The organism is Anaeromyxobacter sp. K, assembly GCF_000020805.1.
In the GTDB taxonomy this organism is placed as follows: Bacteria; Myxococcota; Myxococcia; order Myxococcales; family Anaeromyxobacteraceae; genus Anaeromyxobacter; species Anaeromyxobacter dehalogenans.
This window is the reverse complement of sequence record NC_011145.1, coordinates 419,282-433,280: the sequence shown is the minus strand read 5'-3', so window position 1 is coordinate 433,280 and position 13,999 is coordinate 419,282. Positions and strand designations below refer to the sequence as shown.

The 13,999-nt window shown below is 75.0% G+C and carries 13 protein-coding genes; 7 read left to right on the top strand and 6 right to left on the bottom strand.

Going from position 1 to position 13,999, the window contains the following annotated elements:
- The first annotated feature begins 232 nt into the window (after positions 1 to 232).
- Positions 233 to 1,183: a GAF domain-containing protein gene (locus tag ANAEK_RS01895; RefSeq protein ID WP_012524458.1), complete on the top strand. Its 951-nt coding sequence runs from the start codon at positions 233 to 235 to the stop codon at positions 1,181 to 1,183.
- 58 nt (positions 1,184 to 1,241) lie between these two features.
- On the opposite strand, the gene ANAEK_RS01890 is transcribed toward ANAEK_RS01895, so the two are convergent.
- The 4 genes from ANAEK_RS01890 to ANAEK_RS01870 all read right to left on the bottom strand — a co-directional run bounded on the left by ANAEK_RS01890 (position 1,242) and on the right by ANAEK_RS01870 (position 2,941).
- A complete protein-coding gene (locus tag ANAEK_RS01890) occupies positions 1,242 to 1,448 on the bottom strand; it encodes a hypothetical protein (protein ID WP_041454012.1) in 207 nt (68 codons plus the stop codon).
- 233 nt (positions 1,449 to 1,681) lie between these two features.
- Positions 1,682 to 2,035: an AtpZ/AtpI family protein gene (locus tag ANAEK_RS01880; RefSeq protein WP_012524456.1), complete on the bottom strand. Its 354-nt coding sequence runs from the start codon at positions 2,033 to 2,035 to the stop codon at positions 1,682 to 1,684.
- Positions 2,035 to 2,295 carry a hypothetical protein gene (locus ANAEK_RS01875; protein ID WP_012524455.1) on the bottom strand — a complete coding sequence of 87 codons (261 nt, stop codon included), beginning with the start codon at positions 2,293 to 2,295 and terminating at the stop codon, positions 2,035 to 2,037. Before ANAEK_RS01875 ends, ANAEK_RS01880 begins: the two co-directional genes overlap by 1 nt.
- Positions 2,296 to 2,533: 238 nt before the next feature.
- A complete protein-coding gene (locus tag ANAEK_RS01870) occupies positions 2,534 to 2,941 on the bottom strand; it encodes a PGPGW domain-containing protein (protein ID WP_041454010.1) in 408 nt (135 codons plus the stop codon).
- 240 nt (positions 2,942 to 3,181) lie between these two features.
- Here ANAEK_RS01870 and ANAEK_RS01865 point away from each other — a divergent pair, with 240 nt between their 5' ends.
- From ANAEK_RS01865 to ANAEK_RS01845, 5 genes are all read left to right on the top strand, one after another.
- The gene (locus ANAEK_RS01865) at positions 3,182 to 4,294 is read left to right on the top strand and encodes an ABC transporter permease (RefSeq protein ID WP_012524453.1); all 1,113 of its coding nucleotides are present in this window, start codon (positions 3,182 to 3,184) and stop codon (positions 4,292 to 4,294) included.
- A 3-nt stretch (positions 4,295 to 4,297) separates the two neighbouring features.
- Positions 4,298 to 5,083 (top strand): ABC transporter ATP-binding protein, encoded by a 786-nt coding sequence (locus ANAEK_RS01860; protein ID WP_012524452.1) that lies wholly within the window; start codon positions 4,298 to 4,300, stop codon positions 5,081 to 5,083.
- Positions 5,080 to 5,967 carry an MlaD family protein gene (locus tag ANAEK_RS01855; protein ID WP_012524451.1) on the top strand — a complete coding sequence of 296 codons (888 nt, stop codon included), beginning with the start codon at positions 5,080 to 5,082 and terminating at the stop codon, positions 5,965 to 5,967. The genes ANAEK_RS01860 and ANAEK_RS01855 overlap by 4 nt, the downstream gene beginning before the upstream one ends.
- A gap of 1 nt (position 5,968) precedes the next feature.
- The gene (locus tag ANAEK_RS01850) at positions 5,969 to 6,631 is read left to right on the top strand and encodes an ABC-type transport auxiliary lipoprotein family protein (RefSeq protein WP_012524450.1); all 663 of its coding nucleotides are present in this window, start codon (positions 5,969 to 5,971) and stop codon (positions 6,629 to 6,631) included.
- A 181-nt stretch (positions 6,632 to 6,812) separates the two neighbouring features.
- Positions 6,813 to 7,907: an acyl-CoA desaturase gene (locus ANAEK_RS01845; RefSeq protein WP_012524449.1), complete on the top strand. Its 1,095-nt coding sequence runs from the start codon at positions 6,813 to 6,815 to the stop codon at positions 7,905 to 7,907.
- A gap of 27 nt (positions 7,908 to 7,934) precedes the next feature.
- On the opposite strand, the gene ANAEK_RS01840 is transcribed toward ANAEK_RS01845, so the two are convergent.
- Positions 7,935 to 9,032 carry a sensor histidine kinase KdpD gene (locus ANAEK_RS01840; protein WP_012524448.1) on the bottom strand — a complete coding sequence of 366 codons (1,098 nt, stop codon included), beginning with the start codon at positions 9,030 to 9,032 and terminating at the stop codon, positions 7,935 to 7,937.
- A 223-nt stretch (positions 9,033 to 9,255) separates the two neighbouring features.
- Between ANAEK_RS01840 and ANAEK_RS01835 the strand changes: the two genes are divergently transcribed.
- Positions 9,256 to 12,957 (top strand): chemotaxis protein CheB, encoded by a 3,702-nt coding sequence (locus ANAEK_RS01835; protein WP_012524447.1) that lies wholly within the window; start codon positions 9,256 to 9,258, stop codon positions 12,955 to 12,957.
- 166 nt (positions 12,958 to 13,123) lie between these two features.
- Here the strand turns inward: ANAEK_RS01835 and bla are convergent, their stop codons facing one another.
- Complete coding sequence (gene bla, locus ANAEK_RS01830; protein ID WP_012524446.1) at positions 13,124 to 13,906, bottom strand: subclass B1 metallo-beta-lactamase; 783 nt, start codon at positions 13,904 to 13,906, stop codon at positions 13,124 to 13,126.
- Positions 13,907 to 13,999: the final 93 nt, after the last annotated feature.

Here is a 13,999-nt window from a genome sequence, read left to right as displayed (position 1 = left end):
GGCGGACTCGTGCGGTCGTCGTACCCGGCCCGAACCAGTCTACCGGCGCCGCCACCCGCGCGCCCTCCCGCGGCGTCGCCGTGCCCCATGAGACCGTCGCGGCCGAGGCGTCGGGGGCGCGGCGCCGCTTCGGTCCGTGACGAGCGGCGCCGCCGCCGGATCGCTATTCTTCGGTCGAGGTCGCCTCTCCACCCGCATCTCGCTCGCGCCGTGGCGGCTCCAGGAGCTGCACATGGCGACGCCACACATCGCACACGACGACCGGCGCCCGGAGGCACACGAGGGCACGCCGGGCGCGGGGATGGGGCTCACCCCCGGGCACCTCGCTCGCCTGCTCGAGCTCTCGCGCGCGCTCGCCGGTGCGTGCGAGCACACCGCGCTCGCCGTCATCGCGGCCGAGCGGGCGCGCGACCTCACCGGCGCTTCGTGGGCGCAGGTGATCGGGCTGCGCGACGACGGCGCCGCGGTGGTGCTCGCCGAGGCGTCGGAAGCGGCGGCGGGATCCCGGCTCGAGCCCGGCGGGAGCCGCGCGACCGGACCGGCACCGGAGCACGTCCTCCGGGCCGGCGAGCCCCTCTGGCTCGGATCGCGCGCGGAGGCGGTCGAGCGCTGGCCGGACCTGCCGCTCGACGTGCTCGCCGCCGGGCCGCATGGTGCGTGGGCGTTCCTGCCCCTCGCCGCGGACGACGAGACCACGGGCGTGCTCGCGCTCGCGTTCGATCGCGCGCAGCCGTTCGACGCCGTGACGCGCACGTTCCTCGCCGAGGTGGCCGCCGCGTGCGGGGCCGCGCTCGCGCGCGGCAGCCTCTTCACCCGGGCGCGCGCACGCGCGAACGCGTCGGACGCGGCCCGCGCTGCCTGCGAGCTCCGGCAGCGCCGCACCGACGCCCAGGTCGTGCATCGCACGCACCTCTACGAGCGCGAACGGTTCGCGCGCGCGCGCGCGGAGGCGGAGACCGCGGCACACGCGGCCCCGAGCGCGTTCCTGGTGGAGTACGAGGAGATCGGCGTGGACGGGCCGGTTTCACGGTTGCTCGGGGTCTTCTCCTCGGAGGCGTCCGCGCGAGCGGCGGTGCACCAGCTCGACCGGGCGCGCTCGCTCATCATTCGCGCCTCGATCAGCGCGTGGACCCTGGACGCGATCCATCCGCGCACGTCGGTCGACATCGACCTGAGCCCATGAGGCGCCCGCCGGAGGTCTCGGCACGTGCCGTTCGTTCGGGCGGGCAGGTCCCGCCGGGTCAGCCGCGCACCCGCGCGCCGCGTCGGTGCGGTCCGAGCGCCAGCTCCATCCCCGCGAGCGCCGCGAGCGCGGCCCCGCCCAGCGCCAGGGTCCCGACCGTGATCCCGAGCGCCACCGCCGCCGCGCGCGAGCCCGCCGGGGGAAGCAGGACGCCCCCTGCGGCGCGGAGCGCCCACGCGCCCATCCAGGTGAGCAGCGCGATCACCGCGTACCGCAGCGCGAACGACGACCGGCCCCCAGGCGCCTGGCTTCTCGCGCTGCCGCTCCCGCGCGTCGAGGGCTCCCCCCCGCGCAGGCCGGCGCGCATGGCATCCCTGCACGCGACGCAGGTGACGCCGGGCCACGCCGTGGTCCAGTCGGTGTCCGTCGAGCCCCAGACCCCGCACCAGGGCACGACGTGACCGGTATCGGACGTCCGCTGGAAGTGGACCACGCGCATCACGGCCGCCCTTCCGCGGGCACCGACCCGTCACGTGCCGGCGCCCGGCCCCGCGCGGTCCCGGAGCGCAGGCGCTTCGCGTCGGCGTCGGCGCGAAGCACCTGCGTGAAGAAGCCGATGAAACCGACCACGATCCCGATCACCGCCCCGGTGAGCAGCAACCAGTGCACGGTGTGGCCCAGCCAGCGGTCGAGGCCGTAGCCGAGCATCGTGAAGCCCGCCACCGAAGCCATGAGCGTGCTGGCCGCCGCCATGTAGGGCTCGGCGCGCCGGTACGCGACCGCACCGCTCGAGAGCCCGCGCTCCGACTCCGCGGTCGGCGCGCCCAGCCGGGCCGGGTGGCGCGCCGGCATCACGCCCTCACGCTCGGCGGCGGAGGTCCCAGCTTGCTCCAGCAGGCGCCGCAGCGCGTGGCGGCGCGCATGCCGACGCTCCCGCAGAAGGGACACGCCCGCAGCTCGGGCGCCGGCCCCAGCGCGAGGAACGCCACCAGCTCCGCCCACGCCGAGAACAGCGCCGCGTCGTCGCCCGGCGCCCCTCCGCGCGCGTGGAGGCGAGAGAGCCCGCGGTCCACGGCTTCGACGATCGGCCTCAGCCCGTCGCTCCGGATCATGATCCACCCCGCCGTCGGACGCCGTGAGCGAGCGGTCCAGAGGCGAGGAGTCGGTGGCTCGGCGCGGGTGGGCGGGGGTCGGGCAGGGCGTCCGTTCGCACGACCACCTCAAACATAGGCCCGGTGGCGCCCTTCGACAGCCCTCCGCGGGAAGGCATCTGGCGGGGCCGTGCCTTCCCGCCCGGCCGTGGGTGACGTCGCACGGTCGGGCGGTCTTGCAGGCGGGCCGCCGGCCGGCTCAGGCGCGCGAGGGGAGCTCGAGCGCCGGGCGTCCGGCGCGGCGTCGGAGCGCGTTCACCGGTCGGTGCACGACGGGGCGGGAGATGACCCATCGCTGGAGCCGGCGCTTGCCGGGGAAGTCCAGCAGGAAGAGGGCGACGAAGATCGTGACGAGTCCCTGTCCAGGCACGATCAGCATGAGCAAGCCCAGCAGGAGCAGGACGCCGCCGAGCGCGTTCTTCAGGCCGCGAAGGATCACGAAGCGAAACGGTCGATCGCGCTCGGCCAGCTCGAGGCGGCGGCGCTCAGGGCGGGAGAAGAAGTCGGTCGGCATGCGGGTCAGGATCAGGGGCAGGGCGACCACGGTCAGCGCGAACAGCGCCACCGACGTGCTCCCGAGGACTCCGAGCACGATCGGCTGCAGCATCCAGCCTGCGACGCCTCCCACCCCGTCGGGCAGCCACGCGGGAATCCAATCCGTCACGAGGCCAGGATGGTGCGCGGCCGCAGGCATGTCGAGCCGAGCCGTCCCCGAGGTCACGCCGCGCGGCGAGCAGCCAGGCGCGCGCCGGTCTCCACGGGGGCCCTCTGGTTCGCATCGGGGCGCGCCCTCCTTACCGTTCGTCCGGGCGCCGGGATCTCGACGGCCTCGGCGGACGGAGCGACGATGGCGATTCCGGACTCACCCACCGTCCGAGTCGAGGGTGGCGCGGTCCACTGCAGCGGCGCGTGGACCGTCCACCTCGTCGCCGGCCTCGATCGCGCCCTGCGGAGGCTTGCCTGGCCCGAGCACGTCGCGGTGGTGATCGACGCCTCCGGCGTGGCCGCGATGGACACGGCGGGCGCCTGGCTGCTGCGGCGAGCCGCACGCGACCTCGAGCGCGGCGGGCGCCCGGTCACGCTCACGCTCCGCCCGGAGCACGAGGCGCTCCTCGCGCTGGTGACCTCCTCGGGGGAGGTGGCCCCGCGGCGTGCCCGCGAGCGCGCGCGCTTCCTCTCGGAGCTGGGTCGCTCTGCGTGGAGCTCGGCCCTTGCGATCGGGGGCGTCCTGACCCTCGTCGGCGAGCTTGCCGGCAGGGTCGCACGCGCCCGCGCCGGCCCGCTCCGCGTCCGAGCGCGGCAGGCCGTTCTGCACGTGCAGAGCGCAGGGTTCGAGGCGCTCCCCACCACCGCGCTGCTTTCGTTCTTCGTGGGCGTCGTGCTCGCCTCGCAGGGAGCGACGCTGCTGCGCCCCTTCGGCGCCGGCATCCTCATCGCGGACCTCGTCGGGCTCGCGATGCTGCGGGAGCTGTCGCCGCTCGTCACCGCCATCGTGGTGGCGGGGCGGTCGGGCTCGGCGTACGCCGCGCAGATCGGCGCGATGAAGATGGCCGGGGAGATCGAATCGCTTCGGGCGGGCGGGGTCTCGCCCGTCGACGCCCTGGTCGTGCCGAGGATCGCCGCGCTCGCGCTGGTCGTCCCGCTCCTCACGGTGGCGGCGGACGTCCTCGGCCTGGCGGGCGCCACGCTGGTGGCCCGAGCCGAGCTCGGGATGCACGCCCCCGAGTTCCTCGGGCGCGTCGCCCGCGAGGTCCACGCGTCGAGCTACCTCCTCGGCGTGGCCAAGGCGCCGGTGTTCGGGGTGATCGTGGCGGCCGTCGGCTGCCACCAGGGTCTTCGGGCGTCCGACGACGCCGGCAGCGTCGGGCGGCGCACGACCGGCGCGGTGGTCCAGTCGATGTTCCTCGTCGTCCTGGCCGACGGGCTCGTCCTGGTGGTCTCGAGGCAGCTCGGGATCTGATCCATGGCCCCCCCGGTCCCCTCCGCCCCCGAGAGCGTGATCGCCGCTCGTGACGTCCACACGCGCGTCGGCGCCGACGTCGTCCACGCCGGGGTGACCCTCGATGTTCGCCTGGGGAAGATCTTCGCGCTCGCCGGGCCGAGCGGATGCGGAAAGACCCTGCTCCTCAGGGAGGCGCTGGCGCTGCACGCGCCGGACTCCGGATCGATCCGGGTGCTCGGACGAGAGGTCGTGGGGCTCGGCGAAGCGGAGGCACTCGCGCTGCGGCGTCGCTGCGGCGTCGTCTTCGAGCGTGGCGCGCTCTTCAGCTCCCTCACCATCGCGGAGAACGTCTCGCTGCCGCTGCGGGAGCACTCGCGGCTGGGCCGGAGGGTACGGGACGAGCTCGCGGCGTTGAAGATCGCGCTGGTGGGGCTGCCCGCTGGCGCCGGCACCAAGTATCCGTCGCAGCTCTCCGGCGGGATGCGCCGGCGCGCCGCCCTGGCCAGGGCGATCGCGCTCGACCCGGAGCTGCTGGTCCTCGACGAGCCGAGCGCTGGGCTCGACCCCGCGAGCGGCAGGGAGCTCGAGGAGCTGGTGCGGCACCTCAACGAGGTCCTGGGGCTCACGGTCCTCGTGGTCACGCGCGATCTCGGGCTCCTGTGGAACCTCGCCGACCACGTCGCGTTCCTGGCCGGCGGGCGGATCGTCGCCGCGGGCTCGATGGCGGAGGTGTCGCGGTCGGATGAGCCCCTCGTGCGCGCCTACTTCCCCAGGGCGCGCGGCGCCCCGCCGGAGGCGCGGCCATGAGGGCGCAGCCGAACCTCGCGGTCGTGGGCGCTTTCGTGGTGGGGCTGGGGGCGGCCGCGATCGTCGTCGGCCTGTGGCTCGCCGCGGGAGGCTTCCACCTGAAGCGGCAGGAGCGCTACATCGCCCGGTTCGAGGAGTCGGTGTCCGGCCTCGGCCGCGGCGCGCCCGTGAGCTTTCGCGGGGTGCCCGTCGGATCCGTGCGGGATCTCTCGCTGGAGCCGGGTGATCCCGCGCGCGTCCGGCTCGTGCTCGAGGTCGCGCCCGGCACCCCCGTCACCCGGGACACCGTCGCGGTCCTGGCGTTCCAGGGCTTGACCGGCATCGCCTCGGTGGAGCTGAGCGGAGGCGGCCGCGGCGCTCCCCCGCTCGCGCGCGCGGCCGGCGACCCGTACCCCGAGATCCGGACCGAACCTTCGATGAAGAGCCGCCTCGAGGCCGTCGTGACCGCGCTCCTCGGCGACCTGCGGCAGACCACCGCGGACGTGCGACGGGTGGTCGCGTCGCTCGCGGGGCGCTCCGAGGACATCGACACCGCCATCGCCGACGCCGCGAGGTCCCTGCACCACGTCGCCGAGGCGAGCGCCCGCCTGTCCGGGGTGGCCGCGCGGGCGGGGCGAGGCGCCCACGCGGTCGAACGGGCCGCCGACGAGGTGAAGGCGGTGGGAGCCGCGGCGCGCGCCGCCCTCGCCGACGCCGGGCGCGCGGCCCAGGACGCGAGCCGGACGGTCCGGCAGCTCGACGGCCGATCCCTGGCGGAGATCGACCGGCTCGTCGCCGAGCTGACCGAGGCCGCCGCCGCGCTCGCCCGTGTCTCCCGCGAGCTCGAGCGCAACCGGGGCGCGCTCCTCGGCGGCCAGACACCTCCGCCCGGGCCGGGGGAGTGACGTGAGCCACGCGCCGCCGAGCCGCGGAGCGGCGCTCGCGATCGCGCTGGCGAGCCTGACCGCCTGCGTCTCCTTCGGGCCGTCCACGCCGCCGACGCGCTTCGCGCTCCAGGCGGACTTCGAGGGCCAGCCCATCGCCGGGCCGGGGCCCGCCCTGGTGGTGGCGGTGCCCACGGCCGCCGCGGGCTTCGACGGCCCGCGGATCGCCTACGTGCGGCGGGCGCACGAGCTCCAGTTCTTCGCGAGGAGCGAGTGGGTGGACGCGCCGGCGCGCATGCTCGCCCCCTTGCTCGTCCAGGCGCTCGAGCGCAGCGGGGGGTTCCAGGCCGTGGCCGGGGCTCGCACCCCCGCTGCCGCGGGGCTGCGGCTCGAGTCCGAGCTCGTGCGCTTGCAGCAGGAGTTCACGGTTCGTCCGAGTCGCGTCAGGCTCACCCTCCGCGTCCAGCTCTCCGACGTGGCCTCCCGGCGCGTGCTCGGGACCCGCGAGCTCGAGGCCGTGGAGGAGGCGCGCTCCGACGATCCGTACGGCGGCGTCGAGGCCGCGAACCGCGCCGTGCGGCGGCTGCTGGACGAGGTCGTCGCGTACTGCCTGGAGGTGTCGAGGGAGGCGAGCGCGACGCGTGGGCCGGCGTCGGGCGGCCCCTCGAGGATCGGGGACCGGTGAAGGCGCCAGAAGAGCCGCCGGCGCGGGCCGAGGACGCCGAGCCGCCACACCGCGCGACCGAGGGCGCCGAGCGACCCGTCGCCGACGCTGTGGGGGGACCGGCGACCGATGGGACGGGGCGCCGATCACCGGGCGCTCCAGCCGTGACGCCCGCGTGACATCCCGTGCCCACCTCTCCTCCATGACGGCCTCGACCCTCCGCGCCCGCTTTCCGCGGGACGACGGGTTCCACGCGGACCTGAAGCGCGGCGTCGCCGCGCACTTCGCGCGGACGGGCGAGCCGCCGCAGGGTGGGCGGGCCATGCACGCGAAGACGGCCGTCATCCTCGGCTGGTTCGCGGTCTCCTACGGGCTCCTGCTCGCGCTGGGCGGCGCGTCGGCGTGGGGCGCGGTGGGGCTCACGGTGTCGCTGGCGCTCGCGACCGCGGGCATCGGCTTCTCGGTGATGCACGACGCCAACCACGGCGCCTACTCCCGATCGCCGCGCGTGAACCACGCCGTCGGGCTCACGCTCGACTTCATCGGCGCGAGCTCGTACGTCTGGCGCTTCAAGCACAACGTCCAGCACCACACCTACGCCAACGTCGCCGGCCTCGACGCGGACATCGACGCCGAGCCGTTCCTCCGGCTCTCGCGCGCGCAGCGCCGGCGCGCGCTCCACCGCTTCCAGGGCGTGTACGCCTGGCCGCTGTACGGCGTCCTCTCGCTGAAGTGGTGGCTGGTGGACGACGCCGTGGATCTCGTGCGCGGGACCATCGGCGGCCACGCGTACCCGCGCCCGCGCGGCCGCGAGCTCGCCACGGTGGTCGCGGGCAAGGCCACGTTCGTCGGCTGGACGCTGATCGCGCCCCTCCTCGTCTTCCGGAACGCGTGGCCCGTGGCGTTCTTCGTGCTCGGGTCCCTCGTGCTCGGGGTGGTCATGGCGGTGGTCTTCCAGCTCGCGCACGCGGTCCCGGACGCGGAGTTCCGCAGCGCGCCCGACGCGGACGGGCGCCTGCCCACCGGCTGGGCCGAGCACCAGGTCCGGTCGACGGTGGATTTCGCCCGCTCGAGCCGCGTCCTCGCCTGGTACCTCGGCGGCCTCAATTTCCAGATCGAGCACCACCTCTTCCCCGGCGTCTGCCACGTCCACTACCCGGCGCTCGCCGCCATCGTGGAGGAGACCTGCCGCGGGCGCGGGATCCCATACCGCGCGCAGCCGTCGCTCCGGGCGGCGGTGGCCGCGCACCATCGCCACCTGCGGGCCCTCGGCGCGCCCGCGCCCGCCGAGGCGTGAAGGGCGGCGCCCCGGGTGAAGGTCCGGTCAGGCCCCGAGGGGCAGGGCCACCGTGAACACGCAGCCGATCCCCGGCAGATCGCGCACGCGCAGGGCGCCGCCGTTGGCCTTCACCGCGTCGTGGCTGATCTTGAGCCCGAGGCCGAGCCCGGTGTGGTCCGATGCCTGGCGGTCGAACGCGCGGAACATCGTCTCCGCGCGCCCCTCGGCGAGCCCGCCGCAACCGTCGGCGACGTGGATGAGCACGCCGGCGGCCTCCCGCCCGGTGCTGAGCGTCACCCGGCCGCCGGGCGGGGTGAACTTGATCGCGTTCTGGAGGAGGTTCCCCACCGCGGAGGCGAGGAGCGGGCGATCGGCGACGACGGCCACCGCACGATCGACCGCTGGCACCTCGAGCACGAGCCCCTTCTCCTTCGCCGCCAGCGTGGCGCCGACCTCCATGTCCTCGATGAACTCGGCGAGGGAGACCCGCTCCGGGTTCCGGATCGCGGCCGCGAGGCGAACCTCGGAGAGCGAGCGATCGATGAGCGCCTGCAGCTCGCGCAGGCTGCCCCCGAGCAGCTTCCCCGTGGCGCCGTCCACGCCGACCGCGCCCCGCTGGAGCGCCTGGTACGAGAGCAGCGCCTTCGACAGCAGGTTCCGCATCTCGTGCGCGAGCACGCCGAGCCGCTCGACCTCCGCGCTCTCGGTGCGTCGGTCGCGGGCGGCGGAGAACGCCGTGACCGCACGCGAGGTCGCCACGTCGATGCACAGGTTCAGCGTCCGGTACTCCTCGACGCTGATCGGCGTCGCGGTCTCCGCCGCGTGCTCGGCGATGGCCTGGCACACGTCCCCGTAGCCCTCCACCACCTGGGCGACCGTCAGGCCGGCGCGGAGCTGGGCATCCCCCTGCCGATCGGCGGACGGCCCCATCGCCGCGTTCGCGGCCGCGTCGCTCGTGCGGGCGGCCGCCCCGGCAGGCGCGCGCTCCTCCTCGCGCAGCAGCTCGATCACCTGCGCCAGGAACGCCGGGACGCCGAGCGCGAGCTCGTCGTTCGAGGCGGCGGGTACCCGCCGCGCCGCCACCTTGGCCCGCGCGCGCTCGACGAGCGCGGCGCGGTGCTGCGTGAGGAAGTCGTGGAGCATCGCGTCCCCGCGGCTCGTTCCGTGTGAACATACCATCCGGCCCCCCGCGTCGCAGGATGGCGATGGGGCCACCCGTGACGGGGGCGGTCGCGACGCTGCTGACCAATCATCGGAGGCGAAAGCAGCGGGATCGTCCGTGGGTGCTCGCGTTTCGCGCCAGGAGCGCTCAGCATGGTGTCTCGCGCTGGACCGAAGGCCCTGGCGTGCCCAGAGGTGATTCACCGTGATCGACGAGGACGCGAAGGTAGCGAGGGACGCCCAGGAGCACGCCTGGCGCGCGGCCGAGGGGCAGCGGCTGCTCGTGGTGGGCGTGGGCGCCTCGGCCGGCGGGCTCGAGGCCTTCGAGCGCTTCCTCGCGCGACTCCCGGCGGCGAGCGGCCTCGCCTACGTGCTCGTCCAGCACCTCGATCCCGAGCACGAGAGCCTGCTCGCGGAGCTGCTCGGACGCGCGACCGACCTCCCCGTCACGTTCGCGAAGGACGGCGAGGAGCTCCGGCCCGATCACGTCTACGTGATGCCGCGGGACGCGACGCTCCTCGTGGACGGGGCGCGACTCCACCTGGTGGCCGCCGAGGCCCGCGGCGTTCGGCAGCCGATCAACGCCTTCCTGACGTCGCTGGCCGAGAACCTCCGCGAGAACGCCGTCGGCGTCGTGCTGTCCGGGACGGGATCCGACGGCGCCCTCGGGATCGCGGCCGTGAAGCGGAACGGCGGGACGACCTTCGCCCAGCTCCCGGCCGACGCCCGCTACGAGGGCATGCCGCAGGCCGCGATCGCGACGGGGCAGGTGGACCGCGTCCTCCCCGTCGAGGAGCTCCCCGCGGCGCTGGCGGAGTACGCCGCCCGCCGGTGGCAGCAACCCGGCGAGAGCGTGCGCGGGGAGGCGGAAGGCCTCCGCGAGCTGTTCGAGCTGCTCGCCCGTCACACGGGACACGACTTCAGCCGGTACAAGCAGAGCACCATCCTGCGCCGGCTGCACCGCCGGATGGAGGCGACGGGCGCCGCGACGATCCGCGACTACGTCGCCCTGCTCGCGCGAGACGAGGGAGAGAGCCGCCGCCTCACCGACGACCTCATGATCAACGTGACCGCGTTCTTCCGGGACGTCGAGCCGTTCCACACGCTCGAGAGCGTGGTCATCCCCGACGTGCTCGAGCGCCAGGGCGGCGACGGGGTCCGGCTGTGGGTGCCCGCCTGCGCCTCCGGCGAGGAGGCGTACTCGATCGCGATGCTGGTGCGCGAGCGGCTGGACCGCATGAGGCGTCCCCCGAAGGTCCAGATCTTCGCGACGGACATCGACGCGGCGGCGCTCGCCGAGGCACGCCGGGGGCGCTACGGGGTCGTGGTGGAGAAGCAGGTCACCCCGGAGCGCCTCGCCCGGTTCTTCGTGCAGCGCGGCGACACGTACACGGTCACGAGGGACATTCGCGACCTGTGCATCTTCACGGCCCATGACCTCGCGCGCGACCCGCCCTTCTCGCGCATGGACCTCGTTTGCTGCCGCAACCTCCTCATCTACCTCGAGCCCGCCCTGCAGCGGCACGTGCTCGAGACGCTCCACTACGCGCTCCGGCCCGGCGGGTACCTGCTCCTCGGCAGGGCCGAGATGATCGGCTCCCGGGAGCTCGAGCTCTTCGAGGTGGTCGAGAAGTCCGACCGGCTGTTCCGCCGCCGCGACGGCGACCGCCGTCCGGCGCCCCTGCCGCGCGTCGACCGGGACGCTCCGGCCCTCCCCGCCGGCATCGCGCCGCTGGCGCGCCGGAGCGGACCGGACGTGCGCAGCGCCGCGGAGCGCTCCCGCAAGATCGTCCTCGAGGAGTACGCCCCCCCGTCGGCGGTCGTCGACGGCCGCGGGGAGATCCGCTACCTCTGGGGCCGGAACCTCGCCCTCTTCCTGCCGCCCCAGCCCGGGCCTCCCGCGACGAACGTGATGCACCTCGTGCGGCCCGAGCTCAAGGTCGGGCTCGGCGCGTCGCTCCACGGCGCGGCGAGGCAGCCGGGGCCGGTCGTGCACCGGGACCTCGCGGTGGTGGTGGACGGCGTCGAGCACCGGCTCGACGTGGTGGTGCGGCGCCTCCCGCCCGCGGAGCAGGACCCCGACGAGCTGTTCCTGGTCGTCTTCCAGGAGGTCCAGGCACCCGCCGCCGCGCGGGGCACCCCGCTCGACACGCCCACGCAGGAGCAGTACCGGCGGCTGCAGGCGGAGCTCGCGAGCTCGCGCGAGCGGCTGCAGTTCACCGTCGACGAGCTCGAGAACGCGAACGAGGCGCTCCGCGCCTCGAACGAGCAGCTCCAGTCGATGAACGAGGAGCTGCACTCGTCCAACGAGGAGCTGCAGACCTCGCAGGAGGAGCTGCAGTCGGTGAACGAGGAGCTCAACACGGTCAACGCCGAGCTCTCCAAGAAGATCGACGAGCTGGAGGTCCTCAACGGCGACCTCCACAACCTCCTCCAGAGCACGCAGATCGCGACCGTGTTCCTCGATCGCCAGTTCCGCATCGCGCGCTTCACGCCGGAGGCGATGGCGGTGTTCCGGCTGGCCGACGGCGACGTGGGGCGGCCGCTCTCCGACTTCGCCGCCCGCTTCGACGCCGAGGACGTGCCGCGCGAGGTCGCGCGCGTCCTGCAGTCCCTCGAGCCCGTCGAGCGGACCGTCCGCACGGTCGAGGGAGCCCGCTGGTACCTGATGCGGATGCACCCGTACCGCACGCCCTCGAACGTCATCGCGGGCGTGGTGATCTCCTTCATCGACGTCACGCCGCTGAAGGAGGCGGAGGCGGCCCTCCGCGACGCGGTGACGGAGCGGGAGCGGGCCGAGGCGGCGCTCCGGGACGCGGACCGGCGCAAGGACCAGTTCCTGGCGGTGCTCTCGCACGAGCTCCGGAACCCGCTGGCCCCGATCCGCAACAGCCTCCACCTCCTCGAGCGCTCGCCGCCCGGGAGCGAGGGCGCGCGGCGCGCACAGAAGGTCATCGCCCGGCAGGTCGGCCACCTCGCCCGGCTCGTGGACGATCTCCTCGACGCGACGCGCGTCGCGCACGGCAAGCTCCAGCTGCAGCGCGAGCGGCTCGACCTCGCGGAGGTCGCGCAGCGAGCGGCCGAGGACCACCGGGAGCTCTTCGCCTCGCGGGGCGTGCGCTTCGACCTCGAGCTCCCCGATCGCCCGGCCTGGGTGGACGGCGACCGCATCCGGCTCTCGCAAGCCATCGGGAACCTCCTGCTGAACGCCGCGAAGTTCACTCCGCGGGACGGCGCGGTCCGGCTCGCCGTCACGGTGGCCGAGCCGCGCGCGGAGGTGCGCGTCAAGGACACCGGCGTCGGCATCGAGCCGGCCATGCTCCCGCGCCTGTTCCAGCCGTTCAGCCAGGCCGACGAGACGCTGGATCGGAGCGCGGGCGGCCTGGGGCTCGGCCTCGCGCTCGTGAAGGGCCTCGTCGAGGCGCACGGCGGAACGGTCGAGGCGAGGAGCGCCGGCCACGGCACCGGGACCGAGTTCGTCCTGCGGCTGCCGCTCGCGCCGGCGCGGGCCGACGCGCCCGAGTCGGAGCCCTGCGCGGCGCCCCGGCACCGCCGCGTCCTCGTCGTGGACGACAACGTGGACGGCGCGGACAGCCTCCGCGCGCTGCTCGAGCTCGATGGGCACGCGGTCGAGGTCGCGCACGACGGGCCCCACGCCCTCGAGCTGGGGCGCGCGTTCCGGCCCGAGGTGATCCTCTGCGACATCGGGCTCCCGGGGATGTCCGGCTACGACGTCGCGCGGGCGATGCGGCAGGACGGGGCCCTGGCGGGCGCGTTCCTGATCGCGCTCACGGGGTACACGCTCCCGGCCGACCAGCGCCGCGCCGCCGAGGCGGGGTTCGACCTCCACGTCGCGAAGCCCCCTACCGTGGACACGCTGCGCGCGGCGATCGCGCGAGCGCCCTAGCGCTGCGTCTCCGTCGATGCCCTGCCCGCTCGGACCTTGGGGGCCGTCCCTCCAGCCGCGCGCGCCCGCTGCGCGTCAGGCTTCGCGCGTCTACGCCTGCTTCTTGACCGGGGACTGCCTGTAACGTGCTAGGCCTCCCCTCCACGGTCCTCCGGCTCCCCTCGACTCACCTGCCCCGCTCTCCCACGCGGCCACGCCCTGCCACGTACGCCTGGGCCAGCTCCGCCGTGTGGCGCAGCAGCTCGGGGCCTCCGGCTGCGCCGTGGCCCGGGACGACGGTGCGGGGCTGCGGGTAGCGGCGAGCGGCTGCGGCGGCACCCTTCGCCCACTGCACGGCGTCGATCTCCTGGAGGTTCCCGAGCGTCGTCGCGTCCGCCGCCTTGACGAAGCACCCGCCCACCAGCAGCGCGTCCGCCGGGAGCCACACGACGAGGTTGTCGGCGGTGTGCCCGTGCCCGGGGTACCAGGTCTCGAGCTTCACGCCCGCGAGGACGAGCCGCTCCTCCCGCCGCAGCTCGCGCTCCGGGACCACCAGGCCGTGGCGCCGCGCGAGCGCGCGCGTCTTCCCGAGCGCGTACGTCCGGATCCGGTTCGTCCGCGCCAGGACGATGCCGCCCATCCGGTCGGCGTGCCAGTGCGTGACGACGAGGTGGCGCACCGGCTGGCGCAGCGTGTTCGCGGCCCAGGCGAGCACGGGCGCGGTCTGCGCCTCGGTCGCCGGCGTGTCGATCAGGACGGACTCCGCGGCGCCCGCGACCAGGACCGCGTTCGACTCGACGTCCCCGAACCCGTCGATCGGGCTCACCGACCGGATGATCCAGGCCTCCCGCGAGATGGGCCGGACCCAGACGCGCTGGCCGAGGTCGACCTCCGCCTCGCCGTGACCGTGGGCGTCGGCCAGGCTCGCGAATGGGAGGACCGCGAGCGCGACGGTGAGCAGCATTCGCATGGGCGGCGAAGCTAGCTGCCTTCGGCGCGAGCAGGAAGCGCTGAGTCGGGTCGTCCGCGGCGCACGGCGCCGCACGCGATCCCGGCTCGGGCC